Origin of the sequence: Chitinophaga eiseniae, from assembly GCF_012641265.1 — a bacterium.
GTDB classification, from domain to species: domain Bacteria; phylum Bacteroidota; class Bacteroidia; order Chitinophagales; family Chitinophagaceae; genus Chitinophaga; species Chitinophaga eiseniae_A.
Map to the genome: position 1 here is coordinate 513,574 of NZ_JABAHZ010000002.1, position 19,933 is coordinate 533,506.

The following is a 19,933-nucleotide window of genomic DNA, read 5'->3' on the forward strand; positions in this document are numbered from 1 at the left end:
TTATGCCCGATTTTAACCTGAAGGATACCCTCAATTTGTTTTCTAAATTCACGCTGCGCCGCGGTTTGAATGCTGGCAAGGTGCTGGGAAGTTATTTTGTAAGTAAGTGGACCGGTAAGCCCGTTCAATGGGGATACCCTATTTCCATGTCGTTTGAACCGACCACTTCCTGCAATCTCCGCTGCCCTGAATGCCCCAGCGGCCTCAGAGCTTTTACCCGCCCTACCGGCATGCTGGAACAGGATTTCTTCAGGAAAACGATCGATGAAATTTCAAAAGAACTTTTATACCTGATTTTTTATTTCCAGGGAGAACCTTACCTGAACCCGGGTTTCCTGGACATGGTAAAATATGCTTCTTCCAAAGGCATTTATACCGCCACTTCTACCAATGCCCACTATCTCACAGACGCCAACGCAAAGAAAACGGTAGAGAGTGGCCTCGACAGGTTAATCATCTCCATAGATGGTACGACCCAGGACGTATATACGCAATACCGCGTAGGAGGTCACCTGGATAAGGTCATCCAGGGCGCCAAAAACATTGTAAAATGGAAAAAAGAGCTGAATTCATCTAAGCCTTTTGTTTTTTTCCAGTTCCTGGTAGTAAAACCCAATGAACACCAGATTGAAGATATTAAGCGGTTGGCAAAGGAAATTGGCGTAGACCAGGTGAGATTTAAAACCGCCCAGGTATACGACTATGAAGAAGGTAACCGCCTCATTCCTACTATCGATAAATATTCCCGCTACCACCGCAATGAAGACGGAACCTATGCTATTAAAAACAAACTGGGTAATCATTGTTGGCGCCTCTGGCATTCACCCGTGGTTACCTGGGATGGCCTTGTAGTACCCTGCTGCTTCGATAAAGATGCCCAACACCGCCTCGGCAACCTGAAAAAAGAATCCTTCAAAGCCCTCTGGCACAATAAAGAGTATATCCGTTTCCGTAGCCAGATCCTCGAAACCCGCAAAAACATAGACATCTGCGCTAACTGTAGCGAAGGCACCAAAGTTTGGGGATAATATCCGGCGTTTTAAAATTTTTTCTCGCTGACTATCAGTTAATTACTACGTTTATCGTTTAATAACTACAAAAATAGTTTTTAAACTACAAAAATAGTATTAGCTTGGTGGTATGAAAAAGCTATCACGTAAAGAAGAAGAGTTGATGCAGGTGATATGGGACCTGGAGAAAGCCTTTGTAAAAGATGCCATCGAACACCTCCCGGATCCCAAACCGCATTACAATACCATCGCTACCCTCATGAAGCGACTGGAAGAAAAGGGGTATCTCGCCCACACCGAATACGGCGGCTCATATGAGTACTATCCCATTGTAGGTAAGGAAAACTATAAGCAAACCTTTATGAAAAAAGTACTCAACACTTTTTTTGATAACTCCTACCTCAACATGCTGGCCTATTTCGCCAAAGAAGAGAAAATCAGCCCGGAAGAAATGAAGGAACTGGTAAAAATGATTGAGAAAGATAAAAAATAACGCGTATGCCTACCCTGTTTTTATATATCCTGCAAGCATCAGGAGCCATGGCACTTTTCTATCTCCTTTATATTTCCTGTTTCAGGAAGGAAACCTTCTACCGTTACAACAGGATATTATTGCTCAGCGCATTTATTTTTTCAGCGCTGCTTCCGCTGTTACCGGTACCTGCTATGCATTGGAGCAAAATAGTTGCTCCGGAAGGGGGTAACACACAGGTATATTTTGCGGATCACCTGCATAACTCCCCTGCACATACCAACGTTGTTGCCGTTACACACTGGTGGGATCCCCTGCTGGCACATAGCACCACTATTCTGTTGGCTATATACGCAGCAGTTGCCCTTTCCCTGGCTATCATACACGGTCTTCAATTACTGAAAATCAACCGTTTAGCCAAATCCGGATATGTTTATTCCCGTAATCGCATCCGGTATATACATATCGAAAAACTCGCTGCGCCCTTTTCGTTCCTGAACACCATTTTCATTGATCATAACGCGTACGAGTATACGGAGTTTATGCATATCCTGCAACATGAGGAAGCCCATGTAAAACAATACCACTCAGTGGATATGCTGTTCTCCGCCTTCTACTGCTGCCTGTTTTGGATTAATCCGTTTGCCTGGCGGTGTAAGAAAGCATTGCAACTGAATCTTGAATTCCTCGCCGACGATGCCGTAGTTACCAGCTCCCTTGCGCCGGTAGACTACCAGTACAGTTTATTGCGGCTCGGGACACCGCGCACCCCTGTGGCTATTGTTAGCCATTTCAGCAAGTCATTCATTAAAAACAGAATACTTATGATGAACAAAACCCAATCACCCCGTTTACGTACCTGGCGGTACCTGTTGCTCCTGCCGGTACTGGCGCTGACAGCCGGCCTTTTGTCCGCTACTACCAACGATGCTATCAGGCAATCAGGCGCCGATAAGTACCTGACCACCGAAAATGGCGTGGTCCATGGCATGATCACCCGGTTAACGACCGATCAGGATCTGGCCGACATGAAAGCTGCATTGGCAGCAAAGGATATCCACCTTTCACTTCACGCACTGAAACGCAGTGCTTCCGGGGAAATTATCTATATCAAATTTGATGTAAAAGACAAGCGTAGCGGTTTAGCAGATGAAACTTTAGATGGGCCCCTTATCTCTCCTCTCTATTTTTATCTTGGACCCGACGAAAGCGGTATTGGGCCAATGCCTTTTAAGCACACACCTAAAAGTTTGTTAGCCCGCGCATTGAAAGAAAGTAATGGACAGGCAAGAGGTATCACTACTGATTCCACTTATTTGAGCCGTTTTCCGGGAGGGGAAGAGGCATATAAAAGAACGTTTGCAAAGAATCTCCGCTATCCACGCTATTGCCAGGAAAATGATATCGTCGGTGAGGTGATGGCACAGTACACAATTTTAGCAAATGGTACTATTGAGAACGCCGAAGTGCTGATCGCCCCGGATAAAACGATGGGAGAAGAAGTAAAGCGCGTTATCAAAGCATTGCCTTCTTTCAAACCGGATGCTGAGGGAAAAATAGTGACCGTTACTTTAACCGCAGATTTTATGCTGGAACAGGATGGAAAATTCCATAAAGGCCCGGGTAGTGAAAGCGCAGATATAACAGTAGTTGCCTACGGCAAAAAATAATCTATTCTGCCACCGGTTCTTTCTTCTTCTTCCGTGCTTTGGTTACCTTATTAAACAGGTTAATACCCAGCTGCACACCAATAAATTCCAATGCCGTCATCAACGCCCCGGTAGCAAAACTCTTAAATTTACCGCTTCCCCACGCCATCTTAGCCACATTCATGGCTACGTTCAGGGCACCGCTATGTCTTGCGCTACCGGGGATGACAGCATTTAATGCCATCTTCTTATAGTTATCCTTGAAATAATCTACCCGGTCCCCCAGCTCATACTCCAGTTGCTTGGAACGCCGCTTTAAACGCTCAATTTCCAGCTCCAATGTTTCGAAGCTGTTGATCTTTTTACGCATGTGTAAATTTTTATCATGGTTTATCCCCGCATTGTGTTTTCTGTAGCTTCGTCGTCAGGTACATAGCCCAGGTCTTCCGGCTTGTCATTAACTGGCTCTTCTTTCCTGGCGGATTGTCGCTCCCGTTTGGCGTGAATATGATCACTTTCCGCGTCCCGGTCGGTGATCTCGTCTACCAGCTCCGCAATCAGCAGTTTGGCCAGTGGCCGCTGTATCAGCTGCTTACGGAACAACAGGATCACCAGGAATAATACCACAAACAGCCCTGCTGCACAGCTAAAACCAATGGTAAAGCTGCCCGTCATCTCTCCTATCCAGAAGCCCACCACCATACCCAGGAATACGATCACAAAAAAGAACAGCAGAAAAGCCATCGTGATGGAGAAAAACAACCCCAACGCTTTCGATAACTTTCCTGCTGCCTGGAGCTTAATCAGGTCCAGTCTGGTTTCCAGGTATTCCCTGGCTACTTTTCCCGTTTGGTTAAAGTAGTTGCCGAAATTATCTTCCATGCAAATGAATTTACTCAAATGGAATTATGCCAACTCGTTTTCTAACTCATCATGAAACTGGTCTTTTCTTTTTCTCCATTTTTCTTTCAGCTTTTCAGATTGGCCTTTCAGCTTTTCTACCAACTCATCTTTTTTGTCTGAATTCAGGAAATATCCTACTGCTACACCTACTGCTGCGCCCACGATAAATGAAACCACGGCTTTTGAACTGTTACTCATAACTAAGGTTTTAAAGATGTTATAAATTAGGTTTTCTTTTTGGGTAACAGAGGTTCAACAAACATTATTCCATAAATGACAATTTTGTATAACTTCCATGTTAAACCTCCGCAATAAGAACAAGTGCCCGCAGATTTTGTTTATTGTTGACAGGAGCTTATGTCAGACCATCGGTCTGCTTTTTGACATACCACCACCTCACACCATATGATGTACTATGAGCTATCTTGACAATGACCGTCTTAAACAAATTGGATTTCTGCTATTGATTCTCTTCCTGGGAATTCTCCTGTTTAAGGAAATGTATACTTTTTTTCCTGGCTTCCTGGGCGCCGTCACTTTATATGTTATCTGCCGGAAGTGGATGTTTCGCCTGGTAGAAGAAAGGAAATGGAGAATGAGCCTGGCGGCTACTGTCCTACTCATTCTGTCGTTCCTGGTCATCCTGCTCCCGGTAAGTTTCTTGATCAACCTCCTGACTGCCAAGGTGGCTTATGCTGCCAGCCACTCTGCCGACCTGGTGAATGCCCTCAAACAGGCCAACAGTCAACTGGAAGAATACCTGGGTATAGGTCTGCTGACGACCGAACGACTTCAGAAACTACAGGAACGCATTACAGCCATCCTGCCAGGCTTCCTCGGCGCCACCTTCAATACGCTAACCTCCATCGCCCTGATGTACTTTATCCTGTTCTTCATGTTGGTGAATGGCCGGAAAATGGAGGAAACCCTGTATGAATATATTCCCCTGAAAGATAAAAATGTAGACCGACTGGGTAAAGAGTTCAACACACTGGTTATTGCCAACGCGGTGGGCATACCTCTAATTGCCGTGGTACAGGGAATTGTATCTTTAATCGGCTACCTGATTTTTGGTATCCCCCAACCCTTTTTCTGGTTTGTTGTTACCTGTTTCACCGCCATGCTGCCTGTGGTGGGCGCTGCTGCCGTATATGTTCCTATGGGAGTTTATTTACTGGGCATGGGAAATACCTGGCAAGGCATAGCAATACTTATCTATGGGTTTGGCGTGGTAGGCACTTCAGATAACATAGCCCGCATGCTGCTGGCCAAAAAAATTGCAGATGTGCATCCCCTGATTACCATCATTGGCGTTATTGTGGGAGTAAGTCTATTTGGCTTTATTGGCCTGATCTTCGGCCCGCTGCTGATTTCCATGTTTATCCTGTTGCTGGAAATATACAGCAACGAGTTTGTGGTGAAAAGACGTGATAAACCGCAAACACCTGTTAATCCCGGGCCTCAGCGATAGTAATTGTTATCCGCAATGTAATTGATCACCGGATCCGGCACCATGTAACGTACCGATTTCCCTTCCTTAATCCATTTCCGGATATCTGTAGCGGAAATGTCCAACATGGGCGCATCCAGTATTTCAATAGTAGCCCCAAAGGTGTCACTTATTTCGTGTCCCGGCCGGCGATATACGTAGATGGGATAGTTTTTTATGATCTGCTCATAGTTTTTCCAGCGGGGTAAATTCTGGAAACTATCGCTACCCATAATAATAGCAAATTCCTGGGTGGGAAACTTCTCTTCCAGGTAAGTGAGCGTATCTACAGTATAAGAAGGTCGGGGTAAAGAAAATTCGATATTGCTTGCCCGTAAACGAATCTCGTCTTTAATGGCCATTTCTACCAGGTGAAAACGGTCATGCTCATTGAGCAAGGCAGACTGGGGTTTTAGTGGATTATGCGGAGAAACCACCAACCATACTTTATCGAGATCTGTATTGTAAGCAACGTAATTGGCAATGATCAAATGCCCCGTGTGTATAGGATTAAAAGACCCAAAATACAAGCCTATTCTCATGTTTCATCGTATAAGTTGCCAATGGCGACATCAATAATGCGTGTAAAAGTAGGTATTTAATGCGGGAACATGACAATCAGCTTATTCCAACGGCTTAAACTGCTCAAATACCTGTCCGCAGGACTTACAAAAATGAATGGCCCTGCAAAGCGTAGAGCCAAATGGGGAACGTAAATAGGTTTCCTTACTGCCACAATGCGGGCAGGGCACCGCCAGTAATATTTCAGCATGCATTTCCCCTGCGAGTAGCTGGGGTGGCGCTATACCGAAGTTTTGCAACTTTTCTTTGGCGGCTGCCGTCATCCGGTTGCTTTGCCAGTGCGCCTGCTTATCCACTGTTACGGTGACGGCTATATCCAGTTCCTGCTCCAGTACCGTTTTTATTTGTTGCTGAATATAGCTTACCGCCGGGCAGGCTGCAAAAGTGGGAATCATTTTAACATGCACTCCCCCTTCCTCCAGCTCAACGCCGGTAATCATGCCCAGGTCTATCACACTTAACACCGGTATTTCCGGGTCCATCACGTGTTCCAGCGATTCGTATACCGACGCTATCGTAATTTTTTGTAACATGATTTACCAGCTGGCCTCCGCATCCAGGTTAAATACTTCTCCCATTTCCTTTAACAGCGGCCGTAGATAGGGCGTATGAATGGCCTGTCGGCCGCCATATGCAGGCGTAATGGTTTTCATATCAGGTAAATTGAGCGAGGCCTTTACCAGTATCGGGTAAATCCGGTCCAGCCAGCGCTGGTACAGGGCTGCCTCACCAGGATATATCCGTTCTGCTATCAAGATATTTTCGTATTCGGGAGACGGTTCAAAAATACCGGCTGCCAAGGCCACGGTATTATTCAACGCCTCCTGCATACGCTGGTAGCTTTCCTCTCCTGCCTGGCTTAACTGCATAATCCAGGCATTGGCGTGTAGCGTATGATATTTCAATTCCCCTTTTACTTTTTTACTGAGTATCCGGAATGGCTCAAAACTACTATCTACCAGGCTTTCATACCTGATCGCCTCTGCATGATCAAATAAAAAATGCCGCATCAGGCTAAACCCATATTCTTCGTTGGGCATTTCCACCAGGTGGCTGCATTTGAAGTCCTTTTCCGGCCGGTGAAAAGCAAACTTATCGGGATCTTTTCCTTCCAGGTTTTCGTGCAATATGCGGTACAATGCCCACGCATGGCCTATTTTATCCTGCGCCATGGAAGAAAAGGCAATATCTTCCTCCATTACAGGGCCTAGTCCGGTCCATTCAGAATTACGATGTCCCTGTATCAGTTCATCGTCTGCCATTTTGATGATCAGGTCCGTTAATGCTGCGTTATAGCTCATTTGGATTGTTTGAATTTATTGATCTTTTCCATCACCTTAAATCCGCTCGCATCGCGGTAGGTCTTTTCCAGGTTGTTGGCAAACATATCCTCATCTTCTACATCAAAAGCCAGGATATCCGCACTTTTCACTACCCAGAGGTTCACGCACTTTTTACGGCGGCCAAATTGCTCTTTGGCAAATACCAATGCCAGCTGCGGGTCCGGGGCATGTACGCACCCCACATGTTCGTGATGCGCCCCTCTTTTTTCCTGGTGAAATACTTCATATATGTTCCAGTTCTCCCCCTCTTCTACTTTCACAATTTCGCCCGCTTCTCCCAGTTTCAGCCTGTTTACGCGGGGGTCTAAAGATTCGTTCGACATGTAATTGTTGAATAGTTTTAAATCGAAAAAAATTAAGCTGCCGGGAAAGTCTTTCTTTCAGCCGGCCGCATGAGAGCCTTGCGTACCCAACGTCCATGCTCTTCTGCCCATTTACGCACCTGCAAACGCTCTGCGTTACAAGGACCGCCACCGTTGATAACGCGGAAAAACTCATCCCAGTCGGGGTCTGTATATTCCCAGCGACCGGTTGCCTCATTTTTACGCAACGCCGGATCAGGCAATGTAAGTCCCAGCTCCCATACTTTAGGTACGTAAGCATCCAGGAACTGGTTACGCATATCATCGTTGCTGGCCATTTTCACTTTCCACTGCATGAGCTTTTCGCTGTGACTGGATACTTTATCGGGAGGGCCAAAGAAATGCATAATCGGCTGCCACCAGCGGTTCAGCGCGTCTTGCAACATATCCCGCTGCGCCGGGGTACCCGTAGCCAGCTCAATAAAAGCATCGTGGCCTTGTTTTAAATGAAAACTCTCTTCATAGCAAATGCGTTCCAGTGCCCGGCAATAGGGACCATAGGAACCTTTTGCATTGGCTACCTGGTTTACAATCGCCGCCGCATCGATCAGGAAACCTATAACGGCCACATCTGCCCATGTTTCGGCTGGATAATTAAAGACATTGGAATATTTGGATTTGCCGCTCAACAGGTCGTTGATCATGGCTTCCCGGGATTTTCCCAGTGTTTCCGCTGCGTTATACAACAGCTGTCCATGACCTATTTCATCCTGTACTTTGGCTATCAGCGCGAGCTTGCGCTTAAATCCGGGCGCCCGGGTAATCCAGGTACCTTCCGGTAAGGCACCGATAATTTCTGAATGAGCATGTTGTTCTATCAAACGTATCAACTGTCTGCGATACTCTGCCGGCATCCAGTCGCCAGGTTCTATCTTCTCTCCTTTGGCAATACGTTCTTCGAAAGCAGCGAGTTTTTCGGGCTCATCATGCTGCTCTTCTTCCCGCAACTGTTTCTTGTTGGGTTCATCAAATATATATCCACCGCCGTACATAGTGCGATTGTTTTGGTCGGAAGTAATTTACGGAAAAAAGCCCGGTTTGGGGGGAAATGGTTGTCTAAAAAATGGGGCTAAATGTTATAGAATCGCCAAATTTTTCCGCAATGGAACAGATTTTTATCCATTGCAGTAATTTTAACGGTATCTGGTTTTGCTGATGTTATCTACTGCCACTATACTGTGTTTACTGTTGCTGCCTCCCGGGCATAAACACCCGCATGCCGGCAAAAAGGCGGATCCTCACTATACAGTCATAGAACTGAGTTTTGAAGACGTGCGTACCTCCCCGGCCTGTGGTGCTGATACTCTTTTTTATGATCCGGAGAGACGATTGCAATGGGACGATTTCCTGGCCCAGCCTTCGCCCGCCGGCCCCAGCGCGGCAGTAGCCTACACCAGCTTCGCCTACGATGGCAGCAGCAACCTGGTACATGATACCTTGCGGATTGTACTCCGCCTGCAGGTATTCTTCATCAAAAGCGCCTCCTGGGTACGGCCCGATGCCAAAAACAGCTATACCCTGGCCCATGAACAACTGCATTTCGATATCACCCGGCTGGTAGTGGAACGGTTTAAACAAAAACTCCGGCAAACAGCCCTGAATCGCGACGACTACGATAGTATCATACAATATCAGTACCTTCAATCATTCCGGGAAATGAACCGCCTCCAATATAAATTCGATGAGGAAACCAATCACGGATTAAATCCCGCAGCACAAATACGGTGGCGGGATAAAGTGAATATCGGATTAAAAAATAATGGCGTACTCCCGGAAGAGTTGGGCATTGAAGGCATTAACTTCACCCCCATAGAATAATAATAGCGTTTTTGCCAACGTTTAGCCATACTAGTTATACAGTATAAAAACCCATACATGCAATCTAATTATCTCTACAAATCACTGGTAACCGGACTTTTCCTGCTTTTTCTGCTGCCTGCCTGTAAAAAAAGTAACAATCCTCCGCCTGGTCGCCAGCCCGGAAACAATACAGGCGCCAGCATTAATGATAGCATCTTTTTTATTGCTAAAGATATTTACCTCTGGTACGATGCCTTGCCGGATAGCGCTACCTTTAAACCCAACAGTTTTTCTACCACCGGGGATATGTTTAAAGCCCTGATGTCGTATAAGAAAAACAGTAATAATCAACCGCTGGACCGATACAGCTTCCTCGATAACGGAGGTACTTCCCGCGCCCTGCAGCAGGGAGTAGCAGGCGATGTAGGCTTCGAGGTAGGCTTCCAAACCGCAACAGAGCTACGGGTAGTATATGTATACCCCGGCTCTCCTGCAGATAAAGCCGGAATTAAACGTGGCTGGCAGCTCACCGCGGTAAATGGGGTTACCTCATTCAAGTCAGACCAGGCTACCAACGACTTACTTAACAATGCCCTCGGTGGTGGCGGTAGTAACACTTTTAGCTTCCGCAAAGCTGATGGCAGCACCCAGGAAAATGTATTAACAGCTACCGATTATAAGCTCAATCCCATTTTATACTCGCACCTGTTCAACTTCAACGGCAATAAAATAGGCTACTTTGTATTCAACAATTTCGTGGCCCTGGCTGATGTAAAAACCCAGATAGACTCCATCTTTGGCGCGTTTGCTACAGCCGGCGTAAAACAGGTGATCATTGACCTGCGCTACAATGGCGGCGGACTCATTGAAACAGCCGAATACCTGGCCAACAAACTGGTACCAGCCGCCAAAACAAATACAGAAATGTATTCCCAGTATTTCAACAACAATGTGTATAACAACAAGTATAGCCGCTACTTCACTAATATGAAAGCAGTTCCCTGGTTTCCAACAGCCAACTGGAGCGATATTTTCTATAGTGAAGCCACTACTTATAAAATGGCTAAATTTCAAAAGGATGGCGCCCTGGCACTTGATAAATTAAACTTTCTGGTAACTGGTAATACGGTATCCGCCAGTGAATTATTATATAATGTGCTAAAACCCGTGATGACCACCAAACTGGTGGGTAGCACTACCTACGGGAAACCGGTAGGATTTATCAATATTACCTTCGGGAACTATGATATGTATGCCGTCAACTTCCAGACAAAAAACTCTGCTGGAGAAGGCGATTACTTCAGTGGTTTGCCGGTGCAGGTTTCCGCACAGGACGACTATACAACAGATTGGGGCAACTTAAGCGATCCGCTACTGCGGGCCTCTTTGGTCGATATGGGCGTACCGGTGTCGTCCCTGGGACGCACTGCAAGAGTAGTTAACAGCGAAATGGTTCGCACTCCCGCTAACCGGTTGGCGGCCACGCACTTCAAAGGAATGATACAAACCATTAAACAATAAATGGCGCAATGTAAAACAATAAGGGCTCGCCAAAATGGCGAGCCCTTATTGTTTTACATCTTTCTTGCCCCACTATATTTATTCTCCGGCATGTCACTGTCCATCTTCTTTACCACGTCCAGTATGGTTTGTACCGCCCGGTAATAAAAAGAGTAGTTAATTCGGGTATACTCATCTGTTAACCGGTGATAGTCGGGGTGATCTTCCACACCGAAGTACAGGAAGGGAATTTTCTGCTTAAAGAATTCATACTGATCACTTTGCCCGGTCCAGTCATCCATACCGGTTCCCGGTTTATCATGCCCCGCGATCAGTTGTACGCTGCTACCAGCCGCGATATCATCGATATATTTTTTAAGATCGGGATACTGTGTAGTACCACACACATACAATTCATTTTTATCATTGTGGGCAATCATATCCATGTTAATGTTCTGCCGGATTTGTGTTAAAGGTACCGGTGGTTGCGCCACAAAGGCCTTGGCGCCCTGTAACCCTTCTTCTTCTCCGTCAAAAGCAGCAAAAACAAGCGTATAGCGGGGAGGGTGTTTTTTAAAATACGCAGCAATGGCCAACAATCCACCTATACCGGATGCATTGTCATCCGCGCCATTATACACGGTATCCTGAGCGGCGGGGTCGGACTTCATTCCCAGGTGATCATAGTGGGCCGAAATAACCATTACGGTACTTAGCTTTCCCGGGATATAGCCGTACAGGTTAGTTCCCATTACTTTTTTTTCGCCTTCCTGGAAATAAAAAGGGTATTCGTACGTATCGTGGTAAGGCGTAATGTCGATTTGTTTGAAACGGTCAATAATGTAAAACTGGGCCAGGCGGCTTCCCCGGGTCCCTGCTTTGCGGCCTTCAAACTTATCGGACGAAAGGGTCCGTACATCCTTCATTAACAGGGAAGAATCTACCTTGGTTTGCGCTATGGCAGGCAGTGCTGTTAACAAACAAAAAGGGAAATAAAGCCATTTCATAAACATTGCATTAATGGTTTGACTATACCTGCAATGTACAAGATATTATCTGAAGATATGAAAGATGATATAACTGCAGATATACGCCAGTCCTGTCATGTAGAGCAGCTGTATAGCAGGGAATTTCCATGATTTAGTTTCACGTTTAACAATGGCCATTGTACTCATACACTGCATGGCAAATGCATAGAAAATCATCAGTGACAAACCGGCGGCGAGGGTATACACGGGGCTTCCATCGGGCCATTTAGCGGAAGATAACTTCTCCCGCAGGGTAGCATTGTTGTTGTCCGGGTCTTCTCCCACGCTGTATAGGGTAGCCATTGTACCCACAAACACTTCGCGGGCGGCGAAAGAGGTGATCAACGCGATACCAATTTTCCAGTCAAAACCCAGCGGACGAATAGCCGGTTCAATGGCATGGCCTAACACACCAGCATAAGAGGTAGATAATTTGGCAGACTGAAACTCCTTATTTAACTCTGCCGCCTGCGGAGAGCCTGGCGCCACCTGGGCTAATAACGGTTCATATTTCTGATGCACCGGCTCACGCTTGCTGGCAGGGCCATAAGAAGCCAGGAACCAGAGGACCACAGATATCACCACGATAACTTTACCGGCATCTTTCACAAATATCTTCGCTTTTTCCACCATGGTAGTGCCTACGTTTGCCCAACGCGGGGAACGATACACCGGCAATTCCATAATGAAATAACTTTTCTCTTTAATCCGCACAAACAGCTTCATCAACGCAGCAATGGTGATAGCCATGAAAAAGCCCAACAGGTATAGTCCCATCATCACTAATCCTTGCAGACCCAATATACCAAAGCGTTTATCGGGAATTACCAGGGCAATCATCATAGTGTAAATAGGCAACCTCGCAGAGCAGCTCATTAGCGGTGTTACCATAATAGTGATTAATCGCTCCTTCCTGTTTTCGATGGTGCGGGTAGCCATGATGGCGGGTACCGCACAGGCTACGCCGCTAATGAGCGGCATTACCGACTTCCCATTCAGGCCTACCTGTCGCATTAGTCTATCGGTCAGGAAACTGATACGCGCCATATAGCCAGTATCTTCCAGGATGGTGATAAGCCCAAACAGTATCATAATCTGCGGTACAAACACGGCAAACCCGCTGATACCTGCTAAAATACCATTGATGAAAAAGTCGGTTACTTTATTATCGGGCAAACTACTGCTTAACCAGCCACTCAGGGCCCCAAATCCATTTTCGATCCAGCTCATCGGGTAAGAGGCCAGCCAGAAAATGCTCTGGAACAGGAGGAACATTACTACCAGCAAAATAGCGTATCCCCAGAAACGATGCAACAGCAGGTCGTCTATCTTTTCTGAACGGAGCTGCTTCTGTAGCGGGTCGTTTTCCACTACGGAAGCTTTCATGATATGTTTGATACGGGCATAACGTTGCATGATTTCTTCTGCCTGCATCTTGGTTTTATTAAACTGATGTGCCTGCAGTGCCTTTTTGATTGCTTGCCGTTGTGCTTCATTTAAAAACGGTAAATCTTCCACATTTGTGGCAATATGCAACGCGCCATAATCGCTTTTACAGGGTACTACCCGCTTTACTTCTTCAATCACCTCTTTCGCCAGGGCGGTGTTGTTGATAAAGTCCCGGGGCGGTGGGCTGTATTGCGAACGGATAGCCAGGTCTATTACTTTCTTTATTTCGGTAACCCCTTTATTTTTACGGGGGTTAATAGCCACCACCGGCACACCCAGCTCTCTTTCCAGGCCATCGATATCAATTTCCACTCCTTTCCTGCGCGCAATATCCATCATCGTTAATGCGATGATCACGGGCGTTTTAAGGTCTATGATCTGGGAACAAAAGAGGAGGTTACGTTTCAGGTTGGAGGCATCCGCCACGATAATCACCAGGCGGGGAATATCAGCGTTATTCTGGTTAATCAGCACATCATAGGTTACATATTCATCGGCGCTTTTAGGATAAAGGCTATAGGTACCGGGCAAATCAATAATATTGGCCGTAAGACCAGGTACTATCTGTGCCATCCCGGTTTTCTTATCTACGGTTACTCCCGGAAAATTACCCACTTTCTGATTCAGACCAGTGAGCGCATTAAAAAGGGAACTTTTACCACTATTCGGATTACCTACCAGCGCGATGTTTATGGGAGCCTGCATTCCTTATCTTATCCTATTATTTAATATTATGTGCTGAATACGCAAAGTTAAACATTAATCAGGCTGTTGAATGATCCGATCGGGAAAATCTCAAAAGGTAACCCGCATAAAAAAAGTGTAACGAAAACCGGCGGTCGTTTTCGCTACACTTTTCTTATTATTAATTAATTATGCTTACTAAATACTATGTATGCGTATCAGGGCATCGGCCAGGAAAGACATGCTTCCCTTCATGACCATTGTATTTTTAACGGCTTTCACGGCATTTTCAGCAGAGGGGCCTTTATAACGATAAATCTTGGTGGTATCCTTCTTTTCGTCTTTTTCCGGTTTGTCAGATGGCTCCGTTTTTTCAGTTTCTGCTTTAGGGGCGTTCTGATCATCAGCGCCATCAGGCGTCATTTTCAGGTTGAGCGGTGCGGCATCGTCATCGTCATCATCCCAATCATCGCCGCGACCATACCTGCTGATTGAATAGTTGCGGGAAACTTCATGATCTATTTCGATATTCTTTCCTACCGGAACTTTTATGGTCAGTGTTAACCGTTGTCCGCGGTATTTGGAATGAGGAGCCAGGGAGAAACCATCTGGCAGGTAAATCACGGAGTCTTTCTGATTAAGCTGGAAGGCAATGTCATGCGCCAGTTCCTTGGCTTGTTGTGCATTCCGGCCCCGGGAAAAACGGGATACCTCTACTGCAAAGCTATCATTCCCGCTCTTTTCAATACGAACGTGGATGTCGTTGATTACCACGGTATCATCCGCAATGAGAATGTTGTCATCAAAGAGGCTCATTTCGGCCCTGTCGTTATCTGTTAAGATACCTGGCGATCTTTTCAGGATCAACTTTCCTTTACTGGGCTGTTGAATAGACAGCACTTCTGTTTCTGTGGCCGTTCTTCTGAAGTCTTTCACCAGTGAAGTAGCTACGATGGCTGCAAAAGCCAGTCCCAGCAACCACAGGAAGGTGAGTGTATATCCTGCATAGCGGTTTGTTTCTTTTACACCCGTAAGTTTACGGATGATGAAAATAACCAGCGCTACTATAGGAATACCGATTAACAACCCGATGGCCGGCCATATTAAGAAGGTTTGTGCCGGAGCAGAAAGTAACAGGTTCTTGATGGGGAAAAGGGCCGCGGAAGATACTGCAATGGCTATTCCCACCACGATCAGGCAGATCAGCATCACTACAGCAAAGAAATAAAAGAAGCCTTTGGTAACAGCCACCAGTACAGTACCCAGTACATTGGCCAGATTCACAAAGAAGCGTTCAATATCGCTACCTACTTGCTTTCCGCGGCCCTGCGAAAAATTTCGGATATCATCTCCTACATTTTTCATCTGGCCTTTCATGTGATTCAGTTCATCCTGGATGGTAGATTTGATACTGTTCATGTCTACACGCTCCCCCCGCATTTCCAGCTTTTCAGCAGCGGTGTCGGCAGATGGGGTCGCTATCCAGAGGATAAAGTATACCAGCACACCGGAGCCAAAACCACCGATAGCCAGCAGGGCGAATATGATACGGAAAATAACCGGGTCTACGTTGAAATAGGCGCCTAAACCGCTACATACACCACTCAATACCTTATTGTCAGGATCGCGGTACAGGCGTTTACGTGGACGGGGAGTAAAGTCAAAGGCGTCATCTTTCTGTTGTTGCTGCTGCTGCGCTCCTTCGCTAGTGGCGTCGTCAAACTGCTCTGGCGTGCCCATAGAAGCTTTGATGGCAATTACATCGGCATCGGTAATGCAATGAGCGCCTTTTTTCAATAAGTCCTGGAACACTTCAGCAATGCGGCTTTCAATGTCAGAAACAATTTCATCACCGCCCTCCTCTTTAGAAAAATATTTCTTCAGGCTGCCGAGGTACTGGTTAAGCAGCTCATACGCGCTATCCTCGATGGGGATAAGGCGGCCTGAGAGATTTATATTGATTATCTTTTTCATTATTAGTTGTTTTAGGTTTTAGGTAAGCTGCTTACAGCGGTGTGCTATTGGTTTTAGTTAATTCATGAACCGCGTTGGCCAGTTCGTTCCAGGTGCTTTCCAATTCCTTATAAAAGGTTTCCCCTTTTTCAGTCATGGAAAAATATTTTCTTGGGGGACCGGAGCTGCTTTCTACCCAACGATAGGTGAGCAATTCTGCATTTTTCAATCTTGTTAGTAAAGGATAAAGTGTGCCCTCCAGGATATCCAGCTTCGCCTCTTTCATCTTCTCGATAATATCTGAAGGGTAAGCTTCTCCTTGCTTAATAACGGACAAGATGCAAAACTCCAGCACTCCTTTCCTCATCTGCGACTGTGTGTTATCTATATTCATGGCAAGTGAGCTTTAGTTTTTTAATGTTGGTTTGTGATCAGTTGTGATAGCTATTTTTTCAACTTTACGATACAAAAATAGGAATTATTTACTACTATGCAATACACAATACCATAGAAAGCAAGTTATTTTGCTTTCCACGATACCCGGAAAATCGAGAGGAAAGCAATACCAGCAGGCATTCCAATGGGAAAAGTGATTTTTCGGAGAAAGTTTCAAAAGTGATAAACGGTCGTAAATACTGATAATCGGCACTTCAGAGCCAAACGGGTTGTATTGTTAAAATCCTTTAACATTATTTTAATTACCCTATGCAAGTATTTATGGTCTCCCTCCGTTACATTTGTACAAGCGTAACATACACATGAAGAAAATTATCGGCATATTCCTGTTGGCACTCATGGTGTCTCAACTCCTTCCTATTAAGGAAGTAGGGAAGCTGCTGTTTAATAACCAGATTGTGGAAGAACACCCGGTTGATGCCTGCGGCGACCATGTTAAAATTGCCAAGGATCTTAAATTCTGTAAGCAATTCGACGAACTGCAGTTTAATCCGCAGTTTGTAGTGGATGTTATACACTATCAGTTAATGGAAGATATTCCGAGCAACCCTGCCCAGGAAATACACGCCCCCCCTCCAAATATGCACATAGCATAACCTTCCCTTGCTGTTGTTTCACAACAGTTGTCTTTATTATTCATTTTTTTATTCACCGATCACTGCCAGGACATCGTGTATCCACTATGGAGATACCCGAACAGCGTTCCTGATGGTATCATTATACGAGCAAAGTCGTTTCCACGGTTGCAGCGGATGCTGCTATCCGGAAACGCGATCCTTCAACGGAAAAGCTTATTTTATGAACAAGCAAACATCCTTATTCTCCAATATAAAAGGCGACTTTTCTGCCGGCCTTGTTGTTTTCCTCATTGCAGTGCCACTGTGTTTGGGCATCGCCCTGGCCTCTGGCGCCCCCTTGTTTGCCGGTATGATTTCCGGTATCATCGGTGGCCTCGTAATTGGATTTTTAAGTGGTTCTCAATTGAGCGTAAGCGGCCCTGCAGCGGGTCTTACCGCCGTAGTACTGGTAGCCATTACCAAACTCGGCGCCTTCGATATATTTCTGCTGAGCGTAGTGATAGCCGGCGCCTTGCAATTAGTATTAGGCCTGGTGAAAGCGGGAACGGTAGCCAACTACTTCCCTTCTAACGTTATCACTGGTATGCTCACCGCCATCGGCATCATTATTATCCTCAAACAATTACCGCATGCATTTGGCTATGATGCCAATGCAGAAGGCGATTTCACTTTTTTCCAGGTAGATGGGGATAACACCTTTAGTGCCTTGTTATCTGCTGTAAATCACATCAGTATTGGCGCAACCATTATTACCATCATTTCCATTTTCATTATTCTGTACTGGGGCAAGATCCCAAAGCTTAACATCGTGCCAGCACCGCTGGTAGCAGTAATTACCGGCATATTGCTGAATATGGCATTTTCCGGCAGCGGACTGCTGGCACTGGGATCTAAGCACCTGGTAACCTTACCGGTAGCCAATAGCTTCAGCGATTTCATTCACCAGTTTACACTGCCCAACTTCAGTGCTATTACTAATAAAGAAGTATGGATCACCGCAGTAACCATTGCTATAGTAGCTTCTGTGGAAACCTTGCTGAATGTGGAGGCTACTGATAAACTCGATCCCCTGAAACGCTACACCTCTCCTAACCGGGAACTGAAAGCCCAGGGCATCGGTAACATGGTGAGTGGCCTAATCGGTGGATTGCCCATTACGTCTGTGATTGTTCGCTCCAGCGCCAACATCAACGCCGGCGGCAAAACGAAGATGGCCTCCATGGTACATGGCGCATTACTGCTGATCTGTACTGCCCTGATACCGGTGTTACTGAACAAGATCCCACTAGCCACCCTGGCCGCCGTGTTGCTCGTAACTGGTTATAAGCTTTGTAAGATTTCCATCTTCAAAGAGATGTTTAAAAATGGTAAATATCAATGGGTACCTTTTGTGGTAACGGTAGTAGCTATCGTATTTACCGACCTGCTCGTCGGTATTGCATTAGGTATGGTGGTAAGTGTGCTGGCTATTTTACGCGGTAATATGAAAAGCTCTTACTATTTCCGCAAAGAAAAATACCATACCGGCGATAGTATCCGGCTGGAACTGGCACAGGAGGTTTCTTTCCTGAACAAAGCCAGCATCCTGCTTACCCTGGATCATATGCCGGAAAATATCACGCTGGTAATAGATGCGCATAAAACAGCGTACATCGATTTTGATGTGCTGCAAACCATTCGTGAGTTTAAGGATATTAAAGCACCGCAAAAAAATATCAAGGTGATATTAACGGGGTTTAAGCCGGTGTATAACATACAAAATACGCCTGACCTCTCGGAGGAAGAACAGACGGAGCTTAGCTCCTCTTCTGTACATACTATTTCTTCCGGCAACCATAAAGAATTACTGAAACAGTTACAGTTAAATTAGGACGTAGGCCATGCGTCTCAATTATCAGGGAATCGTAAACGGAACACCATGCTTTTTTCCGTTCATTTTTCAAATTTTAAAAAATGACAATCATGAAAACACTTAATAAAATATCTCAGGCAAATATATCTCCCAGGAAAGCTTTAGAATTACTGCAGGCCGGTAATAACCGCTTTGTAGACAATCTTCGCTTTAATCGCAACCTTCTGCAAATGGTAAACGATACCAGCGACGGACAATGGCCCATGGCGGCTATTGTAAGCTGCATGGACTCCCGTACTTCCGCAGAGCTGATCTTTGACCAGGGCCTGGGCGACATCTTCAGTATTCGTTTAGCCGGGGCTGTTATTTCAGACAACGTGCTGGGAAGCCTGGAATATGCCTGCAAAATAGCCGGTTCCAAGTTCATCGTAGTACTCGGACACACCAAATGCGGCGCCATTAAAGGAGCCTGCGATGCGGTAGAACTGGGCAACCTGACTGGACTGCTGAACAAAATTTCACCTGCTGTTTTCGCAGAAAAAACAATTAAAACAGATCGCCATTCCCATAACAGCGCGTTTGTAGAAGCCGTAAACAATATTCACGTAGAACGCTCTGTACAAGCCATCGTAGAACAAAGCAATATTCTCCGTGATATGCTGCAAAAAGGGGAAATCGGCATTATTGGAGCAGTATATGATGTAGAAACAGGCCTGGTGCGCTTCATGGATCATACGCTGATCCTGGAAAGCAATAAGCCTTCCGAGCCGGCAGCGGCTGTAGCTGTCTAATTGATATGTTTTTTATAGAGGGGAATAAGTTT

General features: G+C 45.7%; 21 protein-coding genes. 9 read left to right on the forward strand and 12 right to left on the reverse strand.

Annotation, left to right across the window (positions count from 1 at the left end):
• Positions 1–2 precede the first annotated feature (2 nt).
• The 3 genes from HGH91_RS09725 (at position 3) to HGH91_RS09735 (ending at position 3,152) form a co-directional block, all read left to right on the forward strand.
• Complete coding sequence (locus HGH91_RS09725; RefSeq protein WP_168738262.1) at positions 3–1,028, forward strand: SPASM domain-containing protein; 1,026 nt, start codon at positions 3–5, stop codon at positions 1,026–1,028.
• A gap of 112 nt (positions 1,029–1,140) precedes the next feature.
• A complete protein-coding gene (locus HGH91_RS09730) occupies positions 1,141–1,503 on the forward strand; it encodes a BlaI/MecI/CopY family transcriptional regulator (RefSeq protein ID WP_168738263.1) in 363 nt (120 codons plus the stop codon).
• Positions 1,504–1,508: 5 nt separating this feature from the next.
• On the forward strand, positions 1,509–3,152 hold the full coding sequence (locus HGH91_RS09735) for a M56 family metallopeptidase (RefSeq protein ID WP_168738264.1): 1,644 nt from the start codon (positions 1,509–1,511) through the stop codon (positions 3,150–3,152).
• Position 3,153: 1 nt separating this feature from the next.
• Here HGH91_RS09735 and HGH91_RS09740 read toward each other — a convergent pair whose 3' ends face one another.
• The 3 genes from HGH91_RS09740 to HGH91_RS09750 are packed head-to-tail and all read right to left on the reverse strand — an operon-like array spanning position 3,154 to position 4,232.
• On the reverse strand, positions 3,154–3,501 hold the full coding sequence (locus tag HGH91_RS09740) for a hypothetical protein (RefSeq protein ID WP_168738265.1): 348 nt from the start codon (positions 3,499–3,501) through the stop codon (positions 3,154–3,156).
• Between the two features lie 20 nt (positions 3,502–3,521).
• On the reverse strand, positions 3,522–4,013 hold the full coding sequence (locus HGH91_RS09745) for a hypothetical protein (RefSeq protein WP_168738266.1): 492 nt from the start codon (positions 4,011–4,013) through the stop codon (positions 3,522–3,524).
• Positions 4,014–4,037: 24 nt separating this feature from the next.
• Entirely contained in the window at positions 4,038–4,232 is a 195-nt protein-coding gene (locus HGH91_RS09750) for a YtxH domain-containing protein (protein ID WP_145661889.1), read from the reverse strand.
• Between the two features lie 217 nt (positions 4,233–4,449).
• Here HGH91_RS09750 and HGH91_RS09755 point away from each other — a divergent pair, with 217 nt between their 5' ends.
• A complete protein-coding gene (locus HGH91_RS09755) occupies positions 4,450–5,505 on the forward strand; it encodes an AI-2E family transporter (RefSeq protein WP_168738267.1) in 1,056 nt (351 codons plus the stop codon).
• Here HGH91_RS09755 and nadD read toward each other — a convergent pair.
• From nadD to paaA, 5 genes are all read right to left on the reverse strand, one after another.
• Complete coding sequence (gene nadD, locus HGH91_RS09760; RefSeq protein WP_168738268.1) at positions 5,496–6,065, reverse strand: nicotinate (nicotinamide) nucleotide adenylyltransferase; 570 nt, start codon at positions 6,063–6,065, stop codon at positions 5,496–5,498. The two genes, HGH91_RS09755 and nadD, sit on opposite strands and share 10 nt — an antisense overlap.
• Before the next feature lie 81 nt (positions 6,066–6,146).
• Positions 6,147–6,638: a 1,2-phenylacetyl-CoA epoxidase subunit PaaD gene (gene paaD, locus HGH91_RS09765; protein WP_168738269.1), complete on the reverse strand. Its 492-nt coding sequence runs from the start codon at positions 6,636–6,638 to the stop codon at positions 6,147–6,149.
• Between the two features lie 3 nt (positions 6,639–6,641).
• Positions 6,642–7,406, reverse strand: coding sequence for a 1,2-phenylacetyl-CoA epoxidase subunit PaaC (paaC, locus tag HGH91_RS09770; RefSeq protein ID WP_168738270.1), 765 nt, complete (start codon positions 7,404–7,406; stop codon positions 6,642–6,644).
• Positions 7,403–7,771, reverse strand: a complete 369-nt coding sequence (locus HGH91_RS09775; protein WP_168738271.1) for a 1,2-phenylacetyl-CoA epoxidase subunit B — start codon at positions 7,769–7,771, stop codon at positions 7,403–7,405. The genes paaC and HGH91_RS09775 overlap by 4 nt, the downstream gene beginning before the upstream one ends.
• Before the next feature lie 32 nt (positions 7,772–7,803).
• A complete protein-coding gene (paaA, locus tag HGH91_RS09780) occupies positions 7,804–8,802 on the reverse strand; it encodes a 1,2-phenylacetyl-CoA epoxidase subunit PaaA (RefSeq protein WP_168738272.1) in 999 nt (332 codons plus the stop codon).
• 157 nt (positions 8,803–8,959) lie between these two features.
• On the opposite strand from paaA, the gene HGH91_RS09785 reads away from it, so the two are divergent.
• Both HGH91_RS09785 and HGH91_RS09790 read left to right on the forward strand, forming a co-directional pair.
• Complete coding sequence (locus tag HGH91_RS09785; protein WP_168738273.1) at positions 8,960–9,628, forward strand: hypothetical protein; 669 nt, start codon at positions 8,960–8,962, stop codon at positions 9,626–9,628.
• Positions 9,629–9,685: 57 nt separating this feature from the next.
• A complete protein-coding gene (locus HGH91_RS09790) occupies positions 9,686–11,131 on the forward strand; it encodes a S41 family peptidase (protein WP_168738274.1) in 1,446 nt (481 codons plus the stop codon).
• A gap of 53 nt (positions 11,132–11,184) precedes the next feature.
• Here HGH91_RS09790 and HGH91_RS09795 read toward each other — a convergent pair whose 3' ends face one another.
• The 4 genes from HGH91_RS09795 to HGH91_RS09810 form a co-directional block, all read right to left on the reverse strand.
• Complete coding sequence (locus HGH91_RS09795; RefSeq protein ID WP_168738275.1) at positions 11,185–12,117, reverse strand: M28 family peptidase; 933 nt, start codon at positions 12,115–12,117, stop codon at positions 11,185–11,187.
• A gap of 45 nt (positions 12,118–12,162) precedes the next feature.
• Entirely contained in the window at positions 12,163–14,292 is a 2,130-nt protein-coding gene (gene feoB / locus HGH91_RS09800) for a ferrous iron transport protein B (protein WP_168738276.1), read from the reverse strand.
• A gap of 177 nt (positions 14,293–14,469) precedes the next feature.
• Positions 14,470–16,245, reverse strand: coding sequence for a PspC domain-containing protein (locus HGH91_RS09805; protein ID WP_168738277.1), 1,776 nt, complete (start codon positions 16,243–16,245; stop codon positions 14,470–14,472).
• A 31-nt stretch (positions 16,246–16,276) separates the two neighbouring features.
• Positions 16,277–16,618, reverse strand: a complete 342-nt coding sequence (locus tag HGH91_RS09810; protein WP_168738278.1) for a PadR family transcriptional regulator — start codon at positions 16,616–16,618, stop codon at positions 16,277–16,279.
• 364 nt (positions 16,619–16,982) lie between these two features.
• Between HGH91_RS09810 and HGH91_RS09815 the strand changes: the two genes are divergently transcribed.
• From HGH91_RS09815 to HGH91_RS09825, 3 genes are all read left to right on the forward strand, one after another.
• Positions 16,983–17,276 carry a hypothetical protein gene (locus tag HGH91_RS09815; protein WP_168738279.1) on the forward strand — a complete coding sequence of 98 codons (294 nt, stop codon included), beginning with the start codon at positions 16,983–16,985 and terminating at the stop codon, positions 17,274–17,276.
• Positions 17,277–17,478: 202 nt separating this feature from the next.
• The gene (locus tag HGH91_RS09820) at positions 17,479–19,128 is read left to right on the forward strand and encodes a SulP family inorganic anion transporter (protein WP_168738280.1); all 1,650 of its coding nucleotides are present in this window, start codon (positions 17,479–17,481) and stop codon (positions 19,126–19,128) included.
• Positions 19,129–19,220: 92 nt separating this feature from the next.
• Positions 19,221–19,901 (forward strand): carbonic anhydrase family protein, encoded by a 681-nt coding sequence (locus HGH91_RS09825; protein ID WP_168738281.1) that lies wholly within the window; start codon positions 19,221–19,223, stop codon positions 19,899–19,901.
• The last annotated feature ends 32 nt before the right edge of the window (positions 19,902–19,933 follow it).

Excerpts from the sequence above, each read along its gene's own strand:
- HGH91_RS09740 (WP_168738265.1), bottom strand. The coding sequence starts at position 3,501 with ATGCGTAAAAAGATCAACAGCTTCGAAACATTGGAGCTGGAAATTGAG.
- HGH91_RS09750 (WP_145661889.1), bottom strand. The coding sequence starts at position 4,232 with ATGAGTAACAGTTCAAAAGCCGTGGTTTCATTTATCGTGGGCGCAGCA.
- HGH91_RS09725 (WP_168738262.1), top strand. The coding sequence starts at position 3 with ATGCCCGATTTTAACCTGAAGGATACCCTCAATTTGTTTTCTAAATTC.
- nadD (WP_168738268.1), bottom strand. The coding sequence starts at position 6,065 with ATGAGAATAGGCTTGTATTTTGGGTCTTTTAATCCTATACACACGGGG.
- HGH91_RS09790 (WP_168738274.1), top strand. The coding sequence starts at position 9,686 with ATGCAATCTAATTATCTCTACAAATCACTGGTAACCGGACTTTTCCTG.
- HGH91_RS09820 (WP_168738280.1), top strand. The coding sequence starts at position 17,479 with ATGAACAAGCAAACATCCTTATTCTCCAATATAAAAGGCGACTTTTCT.
- feoB (WP_168738276.1), bottom strand. The coding sequence starts at position 14,292 with ATGCAGGCTCCCATAAACATCGCGCTGGTAGGTAATCCGAATAGTGGT.
- HGH91_RS09745 (WP_168738266.1), bottom strand. The coding sequence starts at position 4,013 with ATGGAAGATAATTTCGGCAACTACTTTAACCAAACGGGAAAAGTAGCC.
- HGH91_RS09815 (WP_168738279.1), top strand. The coding sequence starts at position 16,983 with ATGAAGAAAATTATCGGCATATTCCTGTTGGCACTCATGGTGTCTCAA.
- HGH91_RS09795 (WP_168738275.1), bottom strand. The coding sequence starts at position 12,117 with ATGAAATGGCTTTATTTCCCTTTTTGTTTGTTAACAGCACTGCCTGCC.
- HGH91_RS09810 (WP_168738278.1), bottom strand. The coding sequence starts at position 16,618 with ATGAATATAGATAACACACAGTCGCAGATGAGGAAAGGAGTGCTGGAG.
- HGH91_RS09730 (WP_168738263.1), top strand. The coding sequence starts at position 1,141 with ATGAAAAAGCTATCACGTAAAGAAGAAGAGTTGATGCAGGTGATATGG.
- HGH91_RS09805 (WP_168738277.1), bottom strand. The coding sequence starts at position 16,245 with ATGAAAAAGATAATCAATATAAATCTCTCAGGCCGCCTTATCCCCATC.
- HGH91_RS09735 (WP_168738264.1), top strand. The coding sequence starts at position 1,509 with ATGCCTACCCTGTTTTTATATATCCTGCAAGCATCAGGAGCCATGGCA.
- HGH91_RS09755 (WP_168738267.1), top strand. The coding sequence starts at position 4,450 with ATGAGCTATCTTGACAATGACCGTCTTAAACAAATTGGATTTCTGCTA.
- paaD (WP_168738269.1), bottom strand. The coding sequence starts at position 6,638 with ATGTTACAAAAAATTACGATAGCGTCGGTATACGAATCGCTGGAACAC.
- paaA (WP_168738272.1), bottom strand. The coding sequence starts at position 8,802 with ATGTACGGCGGTGGATATATATTTGATGAACCCAACAAGAAACAGTTG.
- paaC (WP_168738270.1), bottom strand. The coding sequence starts at position 7,406 with ATGAGCTATAACGCAGCATTAACGGACCTGATCATCAAAATGGCAGAC.
- HGH91_RS09775 (WP_168738271.1), bottom strand. The coding sequence starts at position 7,771 with ATGTCGAACGAATCTTTAGACCCCCGCGTAAACAGGCTGAAACTGGGA.
- HGH91_RS09825 (WP_168738281.1), top strand. The coding sequence starts at position 19,221 with ATGAAAACACTTAATAAAATATCTCAGGCAAATATATCTCCCAGGAAA.